This is a genomic window from Paenibacillus sp. FW101-FHT12H11, from assembly GCF_058790355.1.
The window spans coordinates 45674-64644 of record NZ_JBYTCO010000008.1 but is presented as its reverse complement, the minus strand read 5'-3'; the positions used below and the strand labels follow the sequence as shown (position 1 = coordinate 64644).

Genomic DNA, 18971 nt, shown 5'->3' with positions numbered 1-18971 from the left:
TCCAGCTCGCGCCTACTTCCTGTCAGACCATGGTGCGCCAACTGTTTGCCAAATATGAGCTGGACTGTGCCAATGCGGGTATCACCTACACGCTCGATATGGCGAAGTCGGAAGATGAAGAGATGCTGTTAACCGTTGATACGGATCGGATCGAGCAGGTGTATGCCAATATTATTTACAATGCCATTAAGTTTTCCGCCAAAGGCGGCTTCATTCATGTGCATGTGGACATCAAAGGCGATCCGCGACAGCTTGTGATTCGGGTGACCGACACAGGCGTGGGGATCAGCGAAGAGGATTTGCCGCACATTTTTGAACGGTTCTATAAGGTTTCCAAATCACGCAGCACATCTGGCGGAAGCGGGCTTGGCCTTGCGATTGCCAAAGAGATTGTCCAATATCATGGCGGACAGATCTGGGCGGAGAGCCGTCTAGGCAAAGGCTGCAGTATCTCGTTCTCTTTACCGGTACACCGAATTTAATGAGGCTGATGTCTCGAAAAAATCAAAAAAGAGGCTGTCCCTTGGTCATTCTGATGACTGCCGGGACAGCCTCTTAGGGTCGTATCGTCACACGGGTATGAATGGGCACGAGTGCGGCAAGCTCAAGCACGTCTTCGTTGTACATTCGGATACATCCGTGAGAGGTACGTTTGCCAATGGAGGAAGGGTCGTTGGTGCCATGAATACCGTAATGCGGCCTGCTCAGCCCCATCCAGAAAACGCCGAAGGGTCCGCCGGGATCTGGCTGCTTATTGATAATCGTATATTCGCCTAAGGGTGTTCGGGTGAGCATTTTGCCGATCCCTACGGGGAAACCACGCACAACGCGATTAACATCAAGCAAATATAATTGGAAATCGGACAGGTCTATAATAATGCGGTAATTAGGCATGGATATTCACCTCGGTCTATCTTATGTAGGTACATGAGAAAGGAACAGGGCGCCAAACCTTTTTCGAAATTAAAACGGACTTGTGGTATACTCCTTTAGTTAGTTATCAGATATCAGTCATCCAAGGGAGCTACAATCATGCAATCTTTTTTACAATTTAATCCAACGAAATTATGGTTCGGCAAAGGGCAAATTGAGCAGCTGGCGCAGGAACTAGGCACTCCTGGCAAGAAGGTGCTGCTCATATTTGGCGGCGGAAGCATTAAGAAAAATGGCGTTTACGAGGCTGTTAAACAGCAGCTTGACCATATGCAAGCGGACGTGCATGAAATGTCAGGCGTTGAGCCGAACCCGCGGCTTACGACAGTGAAGAAGGGGATCGAACTGTGTCGGGAGCACGGTATTGAGCTGATTCTAGCGGTAGGCGGGGGCAGTGTGATTGACTGCGCCAAAGCGATTTCAGTCGGCGTTTATTATGAGGGAGATGTGTGGGATATTATTACGCGCAAGGCGGTCCCTGCTAAAGCACTGCCGTTCGGAACGGTACTAACGCTGGCGGCTACGGGTTCCGAGATGAACAACATTTCAGTCATTACCCACTGGGACAAAAACGAGAAACGCGGCTGGAGCAGCCCATTGGCCTATCCGGCTTTCTCCATTCTTGACCCGGAGTTTACGTATTCGGTGCCTTTGGATCAAACGGTATACGGCATTGTGGATATGATGACTCATGTGCTTGAACAGTATTTCCACCTTACCGAAAATACGCCAATGATGGATCGTTTCATGGAATCGGTTCTCTTGACGATCATCGAAGCTGCGCCTAAATTGCTTGAGAACTTGCACAGTTATGAGCATCGCGCAACGATCATGTATGCGGGAACTACGGCTTTTAACGGGTTATTATCAAGCGGGACCGATGGCGGAGATTGGGCATCTCACCAGATCGAGCACGGCTTGTCCGCGGTGTATGATATTCCGCACGGCGGAGGTCTCGCCATCATTTATCCGAACTGGATGAGACATTGTGCCGAAGACGATCCTTCACGGATGACCAAGCTGGCGCTGGCTGTGTTCGGTGTTGATCCTACTGGCAAAACCGATCACGAAATTGCGTATGAAGGCATTGAAGCGCTGCGTCAATTCTGGAATTCGCTAGGCGCGCCGAACTGCTTAGCGGATTATGACATTAGTGATGCCAGACTTGAGGAATTAATTCATAAGTCCTTCATGAAGGAGCAAGTGGGGAGTTACAAAATCATGACGCGCGATACGGTCAGAGATATTCTGACGAAATCGCTATGATGAAATATTATTTGTTCGTGCTGGCTGGCGCATGCAGCTTCGGATTGTTATCCACATTTGTCAAAAAAGCGTATGAGTCGGGCTTCCATGTGGGGGAAGTCGTTGGCAGCCAAAATTTGTTCGGCGTGCTGATGATTTGGACCCTGGTTCTTGTTACTGCCAAATCCAATCGAGGCGCCAGCGCTGAGACCAAGAAGTATAAAGTGGCGCCGCGGCAAGCCTTGTCGCTCATGGCCGTCGGAACCACCTCCGGTTTAACGGGCATTTTTTATTACGCAGCTTTGCAGTATATCTCAGCTTCCTTTGCCATTATTCTTTTGTTTCAATTTACTTGGATCGGTATTTTACTTGAAGCGATAACAGAGCGGAAGCGGCCTGGGAAAGAAAAAATATTCTCGCTCATCATCCTGTTTGTCGGAATTATTATGGCAAGCGGATATTTGGGTGGCGGGCAAGAAGCGCCGTCATGGATTGGCATCAGTCTGGGGCTTCTCTCTGCGCTAACTTATGCTTTATTCATTATGTTTAGCGGCAAAGTTTCAAACGAGGTTGCGCCAATTACTCGCAGCGCGATCATGCAGTCAGGATCGTTAATCCTGGTTATGCTGGTGTATCCGCCGCATTTTCTGTTTAACGGCTCTTTACATGAAGAACTTCTGCCTTGGGCGCTGCTGCTTGCATTCTTCGGCGTTGTCATACCGCCGTTGTTTTTCGCGATTGGCGTTCCTCGGATCGGCGGCGGCATCGCGACTATTATGAGCGCGGCGGAATTGCCGACCGCCGTTATCATGTCCTTTGTCGTGCTTCATGAAACCGTCCATAGCATACAATGGATCGGTGTTATTATTACAATGGTTGGCATTGCTTTGCCAGAATTGATGAAGCTGCGAAAGCGGCGGAGTCAAATGGGTGTAAACTAGAATCAGGTGAACTCTGCATCGTGATGATGAGGGAGTTCACCTTTTTGTTATGCGTCAAAGTATGATTTTTTACTTCGGTAATCGTAGGAAAAGTGCGATTCTGTTAGAACATGACATTGCTCAAATTGGGCAGGAGATTAAGAAATAACTTAAATTTTCCGTAACTTCGGCGGTTAGCCGAGCGCGCGAGGGTGTAACACAGTATCCTAGTTGTTATTCAGAAGCCTTGGAAATATCAAGATTCCGCGTATATTGTCGGATGGGAAGCACATCTTGACGCTGATCAGACATCGGAAGCGATGAAACGATCCTACCGGTATCCGATTCAAAAGGAAGAGCTTCTGACCTACTTGAAGCCGCTTCTTGTGGGTAAAGATCCGCGCCGTATCGCAGATATATGGCAAACCTCCATGGTCAGCTCCTACCGGCGCAACGGACCTGTGCTGAATAACGCCATCGCCGGTGTCGATATGGCGCTGTGGGACATTAAGGCAAGCTGGCGAATATGCTCGTGTTTGAGTTGCTTGGCGGCAAATGCCGCGAAGCGGCGGCGGTCTACCGCCATGCAGACAATGCGATCCGCAGGAAGTCGAATATCATGTTCGCGCTTTCATCGAGCAAGGCTACTGGTACTTGCGCTGCCAGATGGGCGGTTACGGCGGTCGCGGCCATCAACTGCATTCGCCGGAGAATGCACAGCCCGGCGTTTATTTTGACCCGCAAGCCTATTCGCGCAGCGTGCTTCATCTCTTCGAGCATATGCGCCTGCAGCTTGGCGGCATCATCAATTCACATAACATATTTTCACATTTAACCATTGATATGTAAATTCTCCGATTCGGAAAAGCTTATATAAGCCCATTCATATATGCTATAAAAGATACATAATTACCAAATAAATCTTTTTATTTTCAAATAAATGGACATCTATTATTCTTAGGACACCAGCTGGTAATATATTCTATTTATTTAGGAGGAAGTTCAAAGTGAAAAACCTCAAAGTCATCTTATCCGGAGTTCTATCTGCTGCAATTATTTGTAGTATCAATGGGTCTATTTATGCTTCACCTATCAATTCTGAGCCCATTAATAATGTCTCCATTCGGGAAAAGTCACTTTATACTTCTGATGGAAAATTGCTTGGTTCTGTTAAAAGAAAAACAACAGTAGAAATAAGTAAGAAAGGAAAAAGTGTTTTGTTTAATGTTATGGAAGATGATGACTATCAACTTGAGTCTGAATATGCCAATATAAAAGAATATAGGGAGAAATTCTCCGATTCTATAAAAAAAGATAGTTATGAATTAACAAGTGATAAAAAGCTATATGCAAATGGGAAATTGGTAGATGAAAACATGAATTCTTTTACTGCTCTCTCTGGTGACACAGGAGGCGTACCCGCTTATAGCCATTACTATAGCACCAGTGACTGGAGTAGCTATACCTTTGCAAGTTATAGCGACGTAGATTGGACAGGAACAGGTACAGATTTTATAAGAGGTGCAGGATCCAATATTCAAAGGACTACTACTCCTTCAAATTCATTTTTTAATTCAGCAAAGTCCTCCGTTGACTCCTTTGAGGATAATTATAATGATTTTAAATTTAATAATAATGCTCTCTTGGCATCTTTAGGACTTTTACTACTTACATGGGAAACAGTTATTGGAGCTATTGCTGCAGGAGGATCTGCTGCTATCACTGCAGTTCAAATAGTTGATAACTTTAATGATATGGAAGATGATATTGGGGATGCTTACGACTATATTTCACATTTTTAAAAGAGTGGCATTTTCTGGTATAATTTGAAGTGGAAGAGCAATATTTTATTAGTATTGCTCTTCTCTAAAAAATAAAGAAAGGAAGAGAACTATGCTTACAATTTGTGCCTTAGTGTTGTTTATAATGATTATTGGATGGGTTATATATAGAATGTTTAAGTATAGTTTTAAAAGACTGAATAAAGAAAATATTGGGTTAATAATTATATCTGGTATTTTGTTGATGGTGAGTGATATTCAAAACCCTTTATATTACTTTTTGCTAGCGGTGGTTATAATTTTATTACTCATTTATGTTTATTTTTTGGTTAAGAAAGGACGAAAGTAAGAACATATGTACCTTTGAACACTAGTAGCTCGACTCCTTGCAAAAATGCATTAAACGTATGCTTTCAAGAAAGTTGTCACACTTCCGAATTTATTCAAATTATAATTAATACGACTCTTCAATGACTCGTTCTTCTGAACGTAGCATTTTTTGCTTTTTATAATAAAAAATAGGGCTACCCTATATTTCCAACTTATATGTTAGCTACAAGTTGGGTTCACCTTCAAGAAATGTTTAGCTTAAGACTATGCCAAAGCATGTGGATCAAAGTTTCCCAGCCATCTATTTCCGGTTTGCCTGCGAGGATGATTACGTCTCAGCCACAATGAAGAATCGTGATGACTCCCTCTGCGAAGAAGATGTCGTAGAGGTATTTATTTGCGATACGGGCAAGTTTTCGGAGTACAAAGAGTTCGAGGTTTCTCCGGCAAATGTGACCTTTGACGCTATCATTCATTATGATCCTGCCCGTCCACCGATTCAGGTAGTTAGAGAGTGGCACGCGATCGATTGGAAGACAGAGACGAGAGTTTCTGAGAGAGATTATGTGTTCATTTGGGAATTGCTGCTGGGCAACTTTTCAGTTGGCATTCCCTCTATGGGCGATGTATGGCGAACTAATTTTTTTCGCATTGACCGGTGATGCGGTCAACCGGATGAATTTGCGGCTTGGTCTCCTGTGGGGACGATGCAATTTCATACGCCGGAGAAATTTGGCTTCTTGCAGTTTGCCTGAGAGCCATTTTCGTGTAAAGTTAACTGTGAGCAATTTATTAGATGTCCATGGATATGAATCTGCTGAAAAGGCGAGGTTGATGAGAATGAATTTGAAAACGGAGCAATTGAATTTGCATATGGCGGATATCACGGGTTCAAAGTTTGAAAAAGTGAAAGCGGAGGATCTTGTTTTTGACGATGTGAATCTTGCCAACACAAAGATTCATAATGCGAATATGAGCGGCATGGTATTAGATGACATCAATATGCAGAAAACAAAGTTTTCGAACATCAACCTTTCGAACACGAGCATTCAGAATGCCAACTTCAACAACGCTCAGATCGAACATGTTCATCTGGTTGATACCTCATTTACGAAATGCAAACTAGCCAATACCAAGATAGCCAACTGTGATTTGACGGATGCCGAGCTTACAGATTGTGAACTCAGGGGCATGAAAATCAATGGCATTCTTGTTGAAGATTTACTCAAAAACTATTCAGCTAATCAATAAGTCATGAGCAGCAGGAGGCACGAATGCCATTTTTACAGCGAATTACCTTGAACTGGTCCGAGTTGTCCGAGGAAGATCAAGCGGCATTTCCGTTTAACATTAGGCCCATTCGCCAAATCGATGAACTCAGATTCAGCTCGAATGTCACCTTTTTTATCGGAAATAATGGTTCGGGGAAGTCAACGCTGCTGGAGGCAATCGGTGTCTCCTGCGGCTTTAGTGTAGTCGGAGGCCGGGATTTAACGATTAAGAAAGAAAAAGATGATGAATCGCTGGCGAATATCATGAGATTATCGTGGCTGCCCAAAGTCAGCCATGGACTCTTTTTCCGGGCAGAGACCTTTGATACGTTTGCCGGTTATATCGATGAGTTGGCGAAGGATCCGTATATTGGATTTCAAGCTTACGCGCCATACGGCGGCAAATCCCTGAATGAGCAATCGCATGGCCAAGCCTTTTTGACCTTTTTCCGAAACAGGTTCGGCCGTAAAGGCTTGTACCTGTTGGATGAGCCCGAGTCGGCGCTTTCGCCGCAGAATCAGCTGGCTTTTCTCAGTATGATTCGGGAATTGGAGAAATCAGGCCAGGCGCAATTTATTATAGCTACGCATTCCCCGATCATCATGGCGTATCCAGGCGCGCAAATTTTGCAGTTTACTGAAACCGCCATTGAGCCAATCTCGTATGAAGATACGGATCATTTCAATTTAACGAGAGATTTCTTGAATCATCGGGAGCGCTATTTTCGGGCGCTGTTTGATGAGGATGAAGCGGAGGAATAAGCATGTCTTTTTTTAAGAAAATGATGGCTAAAGTAGGGATTGGCAATATTGAAATCGACACGCAGTTCCATACGGAGGCTTTCGTTCCCGGGGAGCTTGTAGAGGGAGTCATCGTTGCCAAAGGCGGCAGCGTAGAGCAGAAAGTGGACAGAATTTATTTTCAAATTATGACGGAATACCTCAAGCCGGCCAATAACGATGCGAATCGAATGCACAGAGAAACGGTTGTGATTGCCAATATTCTGTTAGGCGAAAGCTTTGTTTTTGAACCCGGAGAATCGGTGGAAATTCCTTTCCATTTCGTACTTCCGCATGAGACGCCTATTTCTATTGGCGTGAGCCCAATATGGATCCGTACAGGCATGGATGTGGACAACGCGGTTGATCCTTCCGATCGTGATCCTATCGAAGTGTTGGCTCACCCGCACACGTCGGTTATTTTTGAAGCGTTGGAGGAACTTGGTTTTCATTTGCATAAAGCAGAGAACGAATATTATCCGCAGCGTAATTATCATCTGCCTTTTATTCAAAATTTCGAATTTGTACCGTATCAAAATGGGGAATACCGCAGCTCCGTGGATGAGTTGGAACTTGTTTTCTACCCGGATGAGAACGGGGTCGAAGTTCTCCTGGAATTCGACCGCAGAACGCGGGGGTTCGGCGGACTTTTAGCGGATATGCTGGATACGGATGAGTCCCATCACCGTTTCTTTTTCAGCGTAGACGAGCTTGAGGAAGGTGCTGAATCCGTGGCGGATCAGTTCCGGGGCATTTTTGACGATTTACTGGATCGGTAACATACACGCCATGCACGAAAGGGACTGTCTCAAAAGATCATGTGATCTTTCGAAACAGTCCCTTTTTATTTCATCGGAAGGCGAATGATTACCGTCGTGCCTTGCCCCGTTTGGCTGTACAAGGTCAAGCCGTATTGTTCGCCGAAGTAGAAACAGATGCGATCATGAACATTTTTAATTCCGATATGGGCCTCGTCTAACGCACTGGAAGGCTGCGCGAGCCTTAATTGCAGCTGTTGCAGCTTTTCTTCGTCCATGCCCACACCATTGTCTTTGATCATGATGAGCATATCATTGCCGGATTTGACCGTGGATACTTCAAGCAAACCTGGCCCGCTTAATCGCTCCAACCCATGCACGATCGCATTTTCGACGAGTGGCTGGAGGGAGAAGTGAATGACCTGCAGTTCGGCGCTCTCGTCCGCAAGCTTCTCGGAATACTGGATTTTATCACCAAAGCGGAGCTGCTGGATTTTCACATATAACCGAATATGCTCAAGCTCTTCACGCAGGGATACGGTTTCTTTGCCGGTCTGGATCTGAATGCGGAACAGGCGGCCGATCATGCCGACCATCTCACTAATTTCCCGCTGTCCGTTAATGACGGCTTTCATTTGGATGGATTCGAGCACATTGGCGAGAAAATGAGGATTAATTTGGCTTTTTAACGCGCCGAATTGAGCTATTTTTTGCTGCACCATCGCCGTAGCGGAACGCTCGATATAGCTTTGTAGATCCTCCACCATTTTACGGATGCCCTGATACAGCACACCGAATTCATCCTGACGGTCGCTGCTTAAATCAACGTCGAATTTCCCTAACCCGACCAATTTAACCTGTCTGCTAAGCAGAATAATCGGTTTGGTCACACGCGCGGACAGGATAAACATGAAGAGAAGCGCTGTGCCCAAGGAGAGGAAGGCTAAGGTCAGAACTATTTTAATCAAAATATCGGCTTGCTTGGTCATTTCTTTCTCATCGATATATTGAATGACTTTCCAACCGGAATACGAAGAAGTTACAAAGTTAATATACGAGTCAACGCCTGAGAAATTGGCATAAAAACTCCCCGTTTCGTTACCCAGCATGGATTGAATGGCTTGCTCCTTAAGCGTTGCCGACAAATCGCTTATCGACTGATTGCGGTTGGAATTGTAAATCACGCCGCCTTTATCATCAATAATGATGAAATTCCGCTTCCGATCTTCCGATAGCTTCAAGATTTCCCTTAGAGAATCCAGACGAATGTCAATGAGCATGACACCGATAGGCTGTTTGCTGCCTACTTTGTTAATGACTCTAGCGATGGAAATAACCGATTCTTTGGCATTGACCCGATGAAAAGGAAGATGTGCGCCAAAAAGTACGATTCCCCCTGCTTTTTGCTGTGTCTGAATATACCAGTCTTCATGCGAAAAATCCTTCACATCGTAGTCGGAACGATTGAAATTCATCGAGTAAAACATTCTGGAGCCTGCGTAAATTTGAACGCTGTCCACGTTCTTGATCGTCATCTCGATAGAGCTGATAAAATGCTCGATAATGTTGCCGTACACAATCATTTGATCGTTGCCGCTGTCCTCGCCAGCTAGGGTCCAATGCTCCAGCGCTCCTTGCAGCTGTCCGTCCATTTGTGCGTTCAGCGTGCCTTTTTCGATACTTTGCAAGTACTGATCAATGTTGAAGGACAAATTTGTAAGAATTAAGTTGGAGCTGCTTTGGTATTCGTTTTTGACAGCTTGTATGGAAAATAAGTAGATGATAACGGAAATGATTAACAAAGGAATTGTAATAATCAGGATCATCAGCACAAAAATTTGCTGGTTGACGTGCTTCATCCGCCATTTCAACATTTAGGACCAACCCCATTTTTTGCGGTATTCGGTGGGTGTCATTTGGGCGATGATGCCAAAGGTTTTGACGAAATGCTTGTAGCTTTTGTATCCGCACATCGTACAGATGTCCGTTACTAATAAGTCAGGCTTCTTTAACAGCTCCTGAGCGTAGGTTATTCGGATTTCCGTGACAAACCGCATGTAATTTTTATCTAACTTTCTTTTGAACAGGCGGCTTAAGTAGGAAGGATTGTAGAAAAAGCGGTCTGCGACCATTTGCAGCGTCACATCTTCCGCAATGTTCTGCCTAATGAAAGAGGCGATGTGTTCAAAAATAAGCACGTCCTGCTGCTGATCGGGCAACGTGCCATCCCGGGACAAGGTTCCGAGCTGCGCCATCCAATCCCCGAGCCAGTCGAAAAGAGCTTCGAATGTTGAGAAATCATCCGCGAAGGCAAGGCTTAACAGCTTGTCGCTGTAGACGCTTTCAAACGGGATGTTGTTTTTATTGGCAAACGGAATGCAAACGCCGATGAGTTCCTGCAAAAAGGCAAGCCAACGTGCAGGCGCCATTTGCGGCATATGTGCTAGACTGTCCTTCTCAAATCGGTGCAAGAGTTTTTTGATTTCCTCTGCATTTGCGCTTTCCAAGCAGGCGTAAAGCTGTTTTTTATCTTGATCATCCAAATGAATGGCGGATGTTTTGCTTGCATGTCCCGTCTCGCCAACGGCTGCAAGAAACACGTGCCGGCCAGTTTCATAATAACGCTGCCATAATGCTTTGTCCGTCTGGTGCAGCAAATGGCCTAATTCAGGCAGCTTGACTGTTGGTTCCCCGATGGCCATGAAAATAGAAGTTTGGCTCACTTCTCCCGCTTGCTTTAACAAACGCTCCAGTTGTTGAAAAGCAAGTCGATGATCGACCTCTGCATAGGGGCTATTTAAAATTGCAAGCCCGTATATCTTCGATCGATACATATAGGTAATAATTTGACGTGCCGTTTCAGTCGAATACAGTGACGAAATCGTATCATCAATCCAAGTGGCCGCCATCTGCTTGATGCTATTTTTGGCAAGAGAAGCAGCTGTTTTCATAGGTAACCACGAGACCACAAAAGGAGCATACCCATAGTTGTCGCTTTGGAATTCAAAGATCTGCTGCAGCTTTCCCTCTTGGGCCACAGCGAGATCAGGTTCCTCCAGCAAAAGTTGAACCCATTCGCTGCCCTTGGACAGCTTGCTTTCATGGATGAGCTCGGAGTGGGTTTCCCGCTTCTGCTCCCTAGCTACAATTTCTTGTAGACAACTTTGGATCGTGGTCAGACTTTCTTCGTATTCGAGCGGTTTAAGCAAAAAGGCATGAACGCCGCCCAACCGTATGGCTTGCTGCGCATAGGCAAATTCATTGAATCCTGTCAAAATGACAAACACCGTATCCGGGAGCTGGGGGCGCAATTGCTCAATCATCTCAAGCCCATCCATCTCCGGCATGCGGATATCCGTAATAATGAGATGAGGTTTCTCTTGCAAGGCCATTGTTAGGCCAGTTTTGCCGTTGTCCGCTTCTACAATATGGGAGACCTCAAGATCCTGCCAGTTAAAATAATGCTTGATGCCTGTGCGAATGAGTGGCTCATCCTCGACAATGAGTAGTTTATACATAAGATCCCCCGAAAGATTATGGCCTGCTCTGTTCTTTTTCTAAATTATATACTAAAATCGCTACAAAACGTGTTTGAAAAAGATCGAAAAGCAAATAGGTCAGAATACGACCATAGATGTAAAACCAGTGGGATTTTGCCATGGATGGATATGTTTTATGCTTAAAGCAAGGAATGAAAGCGAAATCATTCGTTCCTATAACGATAATGGGGGTACTTAGATGAGAGCAATGAAAAAAGGGCTGATGACCGTTTTAGGCGTAGCGCTAGTAGGATCCCAATTGGTTGCATGCACCAGTAATTCGGAGGGAAGTAAACCGGCAGCAACGCCGGACGCAGCAACGCCTGCAGCGACCCAAGCGGCTGCTAAGCCCGTCGAGATTACTTGGTGGAACTTTCCCAACTTCCAAACGTTGGACGGTGAAGTCGGCAAATACGAGAAACAAATCATTGCTGCATTTAATCAAAAATATCCGGAAATAAAAGTCAATCTGGAAATGATTACGTTCGATGGAGGCCCGCAAAAGCTGAATGTCGCGATTGCGTCCAACACGGCGCCTGACGTCATTTATGATGCTCCAGGACGTATTATTGATTGGGGCAAGAAAAAATTGCTCGCGCCTTTAAACGACATGGTGACCCCGGAAGTTAAAAATGACATTGCTCAGGCATTCTGGAAGCAATCCACCGTCGGCGATCAGATCGTCATGTATCCGCTGAATACGGGACCGTTCATGATGGCTGTGAACAAAACCGTGTTTGAGAAAATCGGCGCCCTCGATCTGCTTCCGCTGAACAAACCGGACAGAACGTGGACGGTAGCGGAATACGAAAAAGCGCTGCAGGCTGTGAAAGAGAAAGCGCCGGATATGATTCCAACGGGCTTCTTCGCGAAAAGCACCGCAGGTGATCAAGGCACTCGCGCCTATTTGGCTAACATGGGTGTTTCAAGATTCCTGTCTGAAGATAACTCGAAAGTTGCGATCAATACCGAGAATGCCGGCAAGGCGCTGGATTGGGTTGTAAAAGCAACCAAAGACAAAATTAGTGTAGCAGGAGCAGCCTCGCTGGCAGCGTCTGACGTTAACGATTTGTTTTTACAAGGGAAGCTGGCCTTTACCCTGAACTACTCGCCGGTCTTGAAAGCGCAAAACGTGGCGAATAAAAAGGTGCCGTTCGAGGATATCTTGCTGCCATTCCCGACACTGGATGGTTCGAAACCTAAGCTTGAGCCGTTCCTCGGAGGGCTTGCGATTTTCAACAACGGCAATGCCGATAAAATTGCAGCTTCCAAGAAATTTATCGATTTCGTTGTCAATGATCCCGTTTGGGGCAAAAAGAACGTCATTCAGACCGGTGGTCTATCCGCACGTACGTCGGTAACCGGCTTGTATGACGACCCTGAGTATAAATACGCGGACTTGGCGCGCCAATTTATCACAGATCCTCCGACAATTGCAGACGGCTATGCGGAAATCCGCACGTTCTGGTTCCCAGAGCTGCAGCGCGCATTGACAGGAACGGCAACGGGGAAAGAGGCGCTGGACGCCTTTGCGGCTAAAGCCAATGAGGCAATTGCCAAAGCGAAAGCGCAAGTTCAAAAATAAGCAGCATAAGCAAGGGGAGCAGCGCAGCAAGCGGCGCTGCTCCTGCACTAAACACGAGAAATGGGGAAAAGGGAATGGAAGCAACGGTTAGCAAATCGAGAAATATGGTCCTGCGCGACTGGCTGATGAGCTATCTCTTTTTACTTCCGGCGTTTGGATTTTTTCTGATTTTTGTCGCATATCCGATGCTAAAAGGTATTTACATCAGCTTTTTCGATTATTCTTTGAGGACTTTTGATTTTATTGGCTTAGATAACTACGTTTCCTTGATGCATAACGAAACATTTCTGAAGTCCATGCGAAATACGATTTTGTTGGTTGTTATTGCGGTGCCGTTCGTCATCGTATTTTCCATCTTTGTAGCCGTCAATATTTATAAAATGAAAGAGTTTTCCAGGTCGTTTTTCCGTGGTGTATTTTACTTGCCTGCCGTATCCTCGGTTGTTAGCATTACGGTCGTATGGGGTTGGATTTATCATCCCAACTACGGAATTTTGAATTATATCATCGGTCTATTTGGTTTCGATCCTATATCATGGTTAGGCGATACAAGAACTGCGTTGCTCGCGATCATTGCTGTTTTGATTACAACGTCTGTCGGACAGCCCATCATTTTGTATGTCGCTTCACTGGGCAACATTCCTACCTCCTATATCGAAGCGGCGGAGATCGATCGTGCAACCCCGTGGCAAATATTCACCAAAATCGTATGGCCGATGCTCATGCCGACGAATCTGTATGTGATTGTCATTACGACAATTAACACGTTCCAGTGTTTCGCATTAATTCAGCTGCTGACTTCGGGCGGTCCCGTTTACAGCACATCTACGGTTATGTATGGCGTGTACGAGCAAGCTTTTATGCTCGGGCATTTCGGCCTTGCTTCCGCCATGGGCATTATTTTGGCGATCGTAATTGGTATCATATCCGTGATTCAATTCAAATATTTTGGCAGCGATGTTGAGTACTAGGAGGTCATCATGACAGTAAATACACATGTGCATACACACACCGGCAGTGTCAGAAAACAGCGATACACCGGAAAAAAACGTACATGGACGCCGACGAAAGTGGTCTCCACCGTGCTTTTAATTCTTTCTACGATTGTTTTTATTTTTCCCTTCTATTGGATCATGACCGGCGCATTCAAAATTCAGACGGTCGCCACAGCGATACCTCCTGAATGGTTTCCGCTTCAACCGACACTCAGCAATTGGCTTGAATTGTTTAAGAACCCGATTTGGCGTTGGACGCTGAACAGTTTCACTATCTCTATCGTGGAAATGATTGCGGTTTGCCTCGTTTCTTCGACGGCCGGCTATGTGCTAGCGAAGAAGCTTTTCCCTGGACGGAGAATTATTTTTACGATGTTCATCGCGGCGATGGCGCTGCCGAAGCAAGTTATTCTCGTTCCGCTTTTTACGATGTTGGCGGATTTCGGTTGGGTTAATACGTATTATGGGCTTATTTTGCCAGCGATCGGCTGGCCATTCGGTGTGTTCCTGATGAAGCAGTTCGCTCAGACCATTCCAGGAGAATTGATGGAAGCGGCCAAGATGGACGGTTGTTCGGAAATCCGCTTGTTCTCCACCATTATTTTCCCCTTGCTCAAACCCGCACTTGGTGCGCTTGCCATCTTCACGTTTATCGCTTCCTGGAACGATTATTTCAGTCAGCTCATTATGATCCGCTCGACGACGATGATGACATTGCCGTTAGGTGTATCCATGATGACGACGCAGAGCGAGTTTATGACGAATTATGGTGTACTTATGGCCGGAGCTGCACTCGCCTCGGTTCCTATGATTGCAATTTTCTTGGTCTTCCAAAAGGCCTTCACACAGGGCATTACAATGGGTGCAGTAAAAGGATAAATAAAGGCATCGAAATTCCTACAAAACTGGAGGTAAATGCATCATGAAATCCTATAATTTAGATCGATTTAGAGGGATTATAATTGCGATGTATTCTTGTTACGATGTTTCGGGTGAAATTGATTTGGCGGCAGCTCGCCGTTTAGCTAGGTATTACGCCGACTCAGGCGTCAAAGGTTTGTATGTCGGCGGCAGTTCCGGTGAAGGTATACTGCAATCTGTGGTTGAACGCAAGCTGATGCTGGAAGCCGTTATCAGCGAAGTCGGGGATGAACTGACGGTCATCGCGCATGTCGGTGCACCTGCTACGCGTGATAGCGTGGAGCTTGCCCTTCATGCGGAGAAAATTGGAGCGCACGCGGTTTCCGCTGTTCCGGCCATTTATTACCGATTGTCGGCGCCAAGTGTAGAGGCACATTGGCAGGCGATCATCGACAGCACGGATCTGCCTTTTATCATCTATCATATCCCGCAAACGACGGGCTTTCAGTTATCCGTGGGCCTGCTGTCCAAAATGGCAGCCCAAGAAAAAGTCATCGGCGTCAAAATCTCCGCAGAGAGCACATTCGAGCTGCAGCAGTTCAAAGCGGCCGGCGGCGAAGATTTCCTCGTTCTCAACGGGCCGGATGAACAATATTTGGCCGGCAGAAGCATTGGCGCAGATGGTGGAATTGGCGGTACATACGGCGTTATGCCGGAGCTTTTCCTCCACATTGAAAATTGTTATGCGCAAGGGAAGATGGCGGAGGCAATGAAATGGCAGTTTATTGTAAATGCACTGATCGTGGAGTTATTGTCATTCCCATCCTTGTATGGCGCCTGCAAAGCCATCTTGAAACTGCGTGGCTATGACACAGGTGAGCCGAGAATGCCGCTGCTGCCGGTTGGGGAAACGGATCTGCCCCGTATTCATACCTTGAACGAGCGAATTCTAGGTTTTGCTGCGCAAGTGAAAGGAGAAGGGCTGTGACAGAGAGATCAGGTGATCTGTTCCCTGCAAAAGGCTTGATCGTATCTTGTCAGGCGCTGCCTCATGAACCGCTGCGGGGCGGAGATACGATGGCCAAAATGGCCAGAGCTGCTGTGGAAGCAGGCGCAGTCGGCATCAGGACGAATGGCGTGTTTGACATTTTGGCCATTAAGCAGGAAGTGTCGGTGCCGGTTATTGGCCTTATCAAACGCGATATCGCCGGCTCGGACATCTTCATTACGCCTACGATAAATGAAGTGCAAGCGATAGTCTTAGCCGGTGCGGACGTCGTGGCGCTTGATGTGACGGATCGCGAGGGCCGTCTGGAAGCCGTGAAACCATTGATTGCTCTAGCCCGCAAGATGGGCGCAGCGGTCATGGCGGATATTTCCACGCTGGAAGAGGGGATTGCTGCAGAGCGTCTAGGTGTGGACTTGATCGGCACCACGCTTTCGGGGTATACCTTTTACAGCCGGCAGTCGGATGAACCGGATTTTGAGCTGCTGCAGCAGCTAAGCGAGGCGGTCAAGATCCCGGTTGTCGCAGAAGGGCGGATCTGGACGCCGGAAGAGGCTGCGAAAGCGCTGGAATGCGGAGCAGCTAATGTCGTTGTCGGCAGCGCGATTACCCGGCCGCAATTGATTACGTCTCGATATATCAAGGCGATGAGCCAAGAATAGGGCAGGGGGAGAATTGATGGAAACAATCCTATTTGATCCCTATTCGGATTATGCAATAGGCGTTGACATCGGAGGCACGAAAATGAATGCCGGGGTGGTCAGCTCGAATGGCGAGGTCTTGTTCACAGTTAGTTTGCCGACGTTGGCAGGGGAAGTAGACACTAAGGATCGTGTTACGCAGACGATTCAGAGCTTGCTCTCCGAGGTTGAGGCTGTCAAACCCGGATGCCGATACAAAGGAATCGGTGTTGGCAGCGCAGGACAAATCGACTGGTCGACCGGACAAGTTCGGTCCGCCTCTGAGCTGCTCCCGGGCTACACCGGGACACCGCTGAAGGTGCTGCTGCAGGCGCAGTTTCAGCTGCCCGTCACGGTGGATAATGACGTGAATGTCCTGGCTTTGACGGAGAAACACCTTGGCGCAGGCAAAGGAGTTCGTCATTTCCTGTGCGTGGCGCTCGGGACAGGAGTCGGCGGCGCTGTTGTCGTTGATGGACATCTTGTGCATGGCTGCTGGGGCGCAGGCGGGGAATTAGGCCATCTCTCGGTGGATTGGAACGGAGCGCCTTGTTTGTGCGGGGGCAGAGGCTGCTTGGAGCGATATGCGTCAGGTACGAATATTGCTAGCAGAATGAAGGAGAAGCTGGTTGCACTGGGTGAGGCTCCGGTTGCTATGGATTCGCGAGAAGTTTTCTCGCGCTGGCAGTCTGGCGACCGCGTGGCATCGGAAGTCATGGAGGAAACCATTGCTGCCCTCGGCTCGGCGCTGGCGTCGCTTGTTCATATCTTTAACCCGGAGTTGATCATTATGGGCGGCGGCGTTGCTGAAGCTGGCGATAGATTCCTGGATGCCATAAGGAAAGAGGTGGCTGCTAGGACCATGCCGTCCATGCATGATGGGGTCAGGATCGAGAGGGCTTATCGTGGGAACTGGAGCGGGATGATTGGGGCTGCTTTGCAGGTCTGGGAGTATGCTGATCCTGCGATTTGATAGGATTGAATGCCGTTGTTACTTTCAGCCCAAAAACCGGGAGCAACTCCCGTTTTTTGGGCTGAAGTGGATTTCTCCTGCTGAATAGATGTAAGAATCGGCGTTAAAGATCTCCGATTAAGAACTGCGATCCGAGACGGTCTCTTTGCGTTACCTAATTACCGTAAAAATCAACTTCCGTTATGGAGTTCCACCCGTTGCCGGATGAATTGCCGTGACCGACGATGCGGACATAGCGACCCGCCGTATCCGTGAAGTCATAGGTCACTTGCGATAGGGTTGTGGTGCTGATTTTATTCGTTAGCAGCGGGGTCCAATTCGTATTGTCCGATGAAATCTGGACATCGAAGGTTGTCGTGCGAATGTCGCCTTGATGGAAGGCGATCGAAGCATAGGCGACGGTTTTGCTGGCGCCCAAATCGTATTTAATCCATTGACCGTCACCCTGGGAGGACCAGCGTGTGCTTAAGTTGTTGTCAAGCGTATTCGTGGCGACATTCCCGTCATTACCGCTATCGCTAACGGTAGAAACAGTTAGGAGGGTTGGTGTCGGCGTCGAGACGAGCAGTAGTTGGGTGGATTTCCTCCTGAAAACGTTGGATTTTTCAAACATTTTCGTACATAAACAATAAAAATAGAACATTACGCTACGATATAAGGGTAGGTTGGCGGGAAATAGCTATCAAAAAAAGAGGCCCTAGGGCCTCTTTTTTCATGTTAAGCATGTGCCGCTTGTTTAATCTCTAGTCTGGTCGTAGTTAAATATGTAAGCTCCGGCGTCGCAAACCTTTCCGCTAACTGCCGAAGGCGCATATAAATGGTTCTTAAAAGTACGCAATCCATCTGAGTAATCATACACCGATTTGCGATGAAGTCGTCCATGCTTACTTTGATCAGGTCGTCGCTGCTGCGTAGATCGGTGACCTTTTGTTTGGTTGGATGGCCGAGGTGAGCGGCATATTGCGTTTGGAGGATGGCCTTTTGAAACAAGTCGACACAACGTTTGGATACGTGTACTTGTCTCTTGGCTCCGAAGGCGTCAGTGACGGTGAGCAGCTGCTTCTTGGCGTCTAAGGAGCTCTTTTTTAAATAAACGATTTCGTGGGCCTCAATGCCCTCGACCAACAGGCGGATAATAATGGCGTCCTGCGGATTTGTACAGCCAACCTCAATGTGTTCGATTTTCTCAAGTGTAAGAATACGAAATCAACTTCCCTTCCCAAGTAAAAATGATTTTCTGTAAAAGTTTCATGCGGCTTTCAGTAATAAGCAACTATATAAACTATGCAGGTGCAGGTAAGATTTATGCCGGAT

Annotated in this window: 20 protein-coding genes and 1 pseudogene; 16 read left to right on the top strand and 5 right to left on the bottom strand. The window is 46.9% G+C overall.

Going from position 1 to position 18971, the window contains the following annotated elements:
* The first annotated feature begins 29 nt into the window (after positions 1-29).
* Entirely contained in the window at positions 30-482 is a 453-nt protein-coding gene (locus AC3WTJ_RS24735; protein ID WP_397369258.1) for a sensor histidine kinase, read from the top strand.
* A 73-nt stretch (positions 483-555) separates the two neighbouring features.
* Here the strand turns inward: AC3WTJ_RS24735 and AC3WTJ_RS24730 are convergent, their stop codons facing one another.
* Complete coding sequence (locus tag AC3WTJ_RS24730) at positions 556-894, bottom strand: L,D-transpeptidase (RefSeq protein WP_492524087.1); 339 nt, start codon at positions 892-894, stop codon at positions 556-558.
* Positions 895-1032: 138 nt separating this feature from the next.
* Here AC3WTJ_RS24730 and AC3WTJ_RS24725 point away from each other — a divergent pair, with 138 nt between their 5' ends.
* From AC3WTJ_RS24725 to AC3WTJ_RS24685, 9 genes and pseudogenes are all read left to right on the top strand, one after another.
* Entirely contained in the window at positions 1033-2199 is a 1167-nt protein-coding gene (locus AC3WTJ_RS24725; RefSeq protein ID WP_492524086.1) for an iron-containing alcohol dehydrogenase, read from the top strand.
* The gene (locus AC3WTJ_RS24720; protein WP_492524085.1) at positions 2196-3119 is read left to right on the top strand and encodes an EamA family transporter; all 924 of its coding nucleotides are present in this window, start codon (positions 2196-2198) and stop codon (positions 3117-3119) included. Before AC3WTJ_RS24725 ends, AC3WTJ_RS24720 begins: the two co-directional genes overlap by 4 nt.
* Before the next feature lie 299 nt (positions 3120-3418).
* Positions 3419-3553: pseudogene (locus AC3WTJ_RS24715) on the top strand (hypothetical protein); the annotation flags it as partial.
* 100 nt (positions 3554-3653) lie between these two features.
* Positions 3654-3947 (top strand): hypothetical protein, encoded by a 294-nt coding sequence (locus AC3WTJ_RS24710; RefSeq protein ID WP_492524317.1) that lies wholly within the window; start codon positions 3654-3656, stop codon positions 3945-3947.
* A 158-nt stretch (positions 3948-4105) separates the two neighbouring features.
* Positions 4106-4900: a hypothetical protein gene (locus AC3WTJ_RS24705; protein ID WP_492524084.1), complete on the top strand. Its 795-nt coding sequence runs from the start codon at positions 4106-4108 to the stop codon at positions 4898-4900.
* Between the two features lie 587 nt (positions 4901-5487).
* A complete protein-coding gene (locus AC3WTJ_RS24700; protein WP_492524083.1) occupies positions 5488-5871 on the top strand; it encodes a carbohydrate-binding family 9-like protein in 384 nt (127 codons plus the stop codon).
* A 178-nt stretch (positions 5872-6049) separates the two neighbouring features.
* Complete coding sequence (locus tag AC3WTJ_RS24695) at positions 6050-6460, top strand: pentapeptide repeat-containing protein (RefSeq protein WP_492524082.1); 411 nt, start codon at positions 6050-6052, stop codon at positions 6458-6460.
* Between the two features lie 23 nt (positions 6461-6483).
* A complete protein-coding gene (locus AC3WTJ_RS24690; protein WP_492524081.1) occupies positions 6484-7242 on the top strand; it encodes an AAA family ATPase in 759 nt (252 codons plus the stop codon).
* 2 nt (positions 7243-7244) lie between these two features.
* Positions 7245-8039, top strand: a complete 795-nt coding sequence (locus tag AC3WTJ_RS24685) for a sporulation protein (protein WP_492524080.1) — start codon at positions 7245-7247, stop codon at positions 8037-8039.
* 65 nt (positions 8040-8104) lie between these two features.
* On the opposite strand, the gene AC3WTJ_RS24680 is transcribed toward AC3WTJ_RS24685, so the two are convergent.
* On the bottom strand, positions 8105-9892 hold the full coding sequence (locus AC3WTJ_RS24680; protein WP_492524079.1) for a cache domain-containing sensor histidine kinase: 1788 nt from the start codon (positions 9890-9892) through the stop codon (positions 8105-8107).
* Positions 9893-11536, bottom strand: a complete 1644-nt coding sequence (locus AC3WTJ_RS24675; protein ID WP_492524078.1) for a response regulator — start codon at positions 11534-11536, stop codon at positions 9893-9895.
* A gap of 220 nt (positions 11537-11756) precedes the next feature.
* Here AC3WTJ_RS24675 and AC3WTJ_RS24670 point away from each other — a divergent pair, with 220 nt between their 5' ends.
* The 6 genes from AC3WTJ_RS24670 (at position 11757) to AC3WTJ_RS24645 (ending at position 17657) form a co-directional block, all read left to right on the top strand.
* Positions 11757-13142 (top strand): ABC transporter substrate-binding protein, encoded by a 1386-nt coding sequence (locus AC3WTJ_RS24670; RefSeq protein WP_492524077.1) that lies wholly within the window; start codon positions 11757-11759, stop codon positions 13140-13142.
* A gap of 74 nt (positions 13143-13216) precedes the next feature.
* Complete coding sequence (locus tag AC3WTJ_RS24665; protein WP_492524076.1) at positions 13217-14113, top strand: carbohydrate ABC transporter permease; 897 nt, start codon at positions 13217-13219, stop codon at positions 14111-14113.
* Between the two features lie 9 nt (positions 14114-14122).
* The gene (locus AC3WTJ_RS24660; protein WP_492524075.1) at positions 14123-15016 is read left to right on the top strand and encodes a carbohydrate ABC transporter permease; all 894 of its coding nucleotides are present in this window, start codon (positions 14123-14125) and stop codon (positions 15014-15016) included.
* A 43-nt stretch (positions 15017-15059) separates the two neighbouring features.
* The gene (locus AC3WTJ_RS24655) at positions 15060-15986 is read left to right on the top strand and encodes a dihydrodipicolinate synthase family protein (RefSeq protein ID WP_492524074.1); all 927 of its coding nucleotides are present in this window, start codon (positions 15060-15062) and stop codon (positions 15984-15986) included.
* Positions 15983-16666 carry an N-acetylmannosamine-6-phosphate 2-epimerase gene (locus AC3WTJ_RS24650; RefSeq protein WP_492524073.1) on the top strand — a complete coding sequence of 228 codons (684 nt, stop codon included), beginning with the start codon at positions 15983-15985 and terminating at the stop codon, positions 16664-16666. The genes AC3WTJ_RS24655 and AC3WTJ_RS24650 overlap by 4 nt, the downstream gene beginning before the upstream one ends.
* 16 nt (positions 16667-16682) lie before the next feature.
* Positions 16683-17657 carry an ROK family protein gene (locus AC3WTJ_RS24645; RefSeq protein ID WP_492524072.1) on the top strand — a complete coding sequence of 325 codons (975 nt, stop codon included), beginning with the start codon at positions 16683-16685 and terminating at the stop codon, positions 17655-17657.
* Between the two features lie 154 nt (positions 17658-17811).
* Here AC3WTJ_RS24645 and AC3WTJ_RS24640 read toward each other — a convergent pair whose 3' ends face one another.
* A complete protein-coding gene (locus tag AC3WTJ_RS24640; RefSeq protein WP_492524071.1) occupies positions 17812-18270 on the bottom strand; it encodes a discoidin domain-containing protein in 459 nt (152 codons plus the stop codon).
* Positions 18271-18374: 104 nt separating this feature from the next.
* Positions 18375-18794 (bottom strand): phage lytic cycle repressor MrpR family protein, encoded by a 420-nt coding sequence (locus AC3WTJ_RS24635; RefSeq protein WP_492524303.1) that lies wholly within the window; start codon positions 18792-18794, stop codon positions 18375-18377.
* Between the last annotated feature and the right edge of the window lie 177 nt (positions 18795-18971).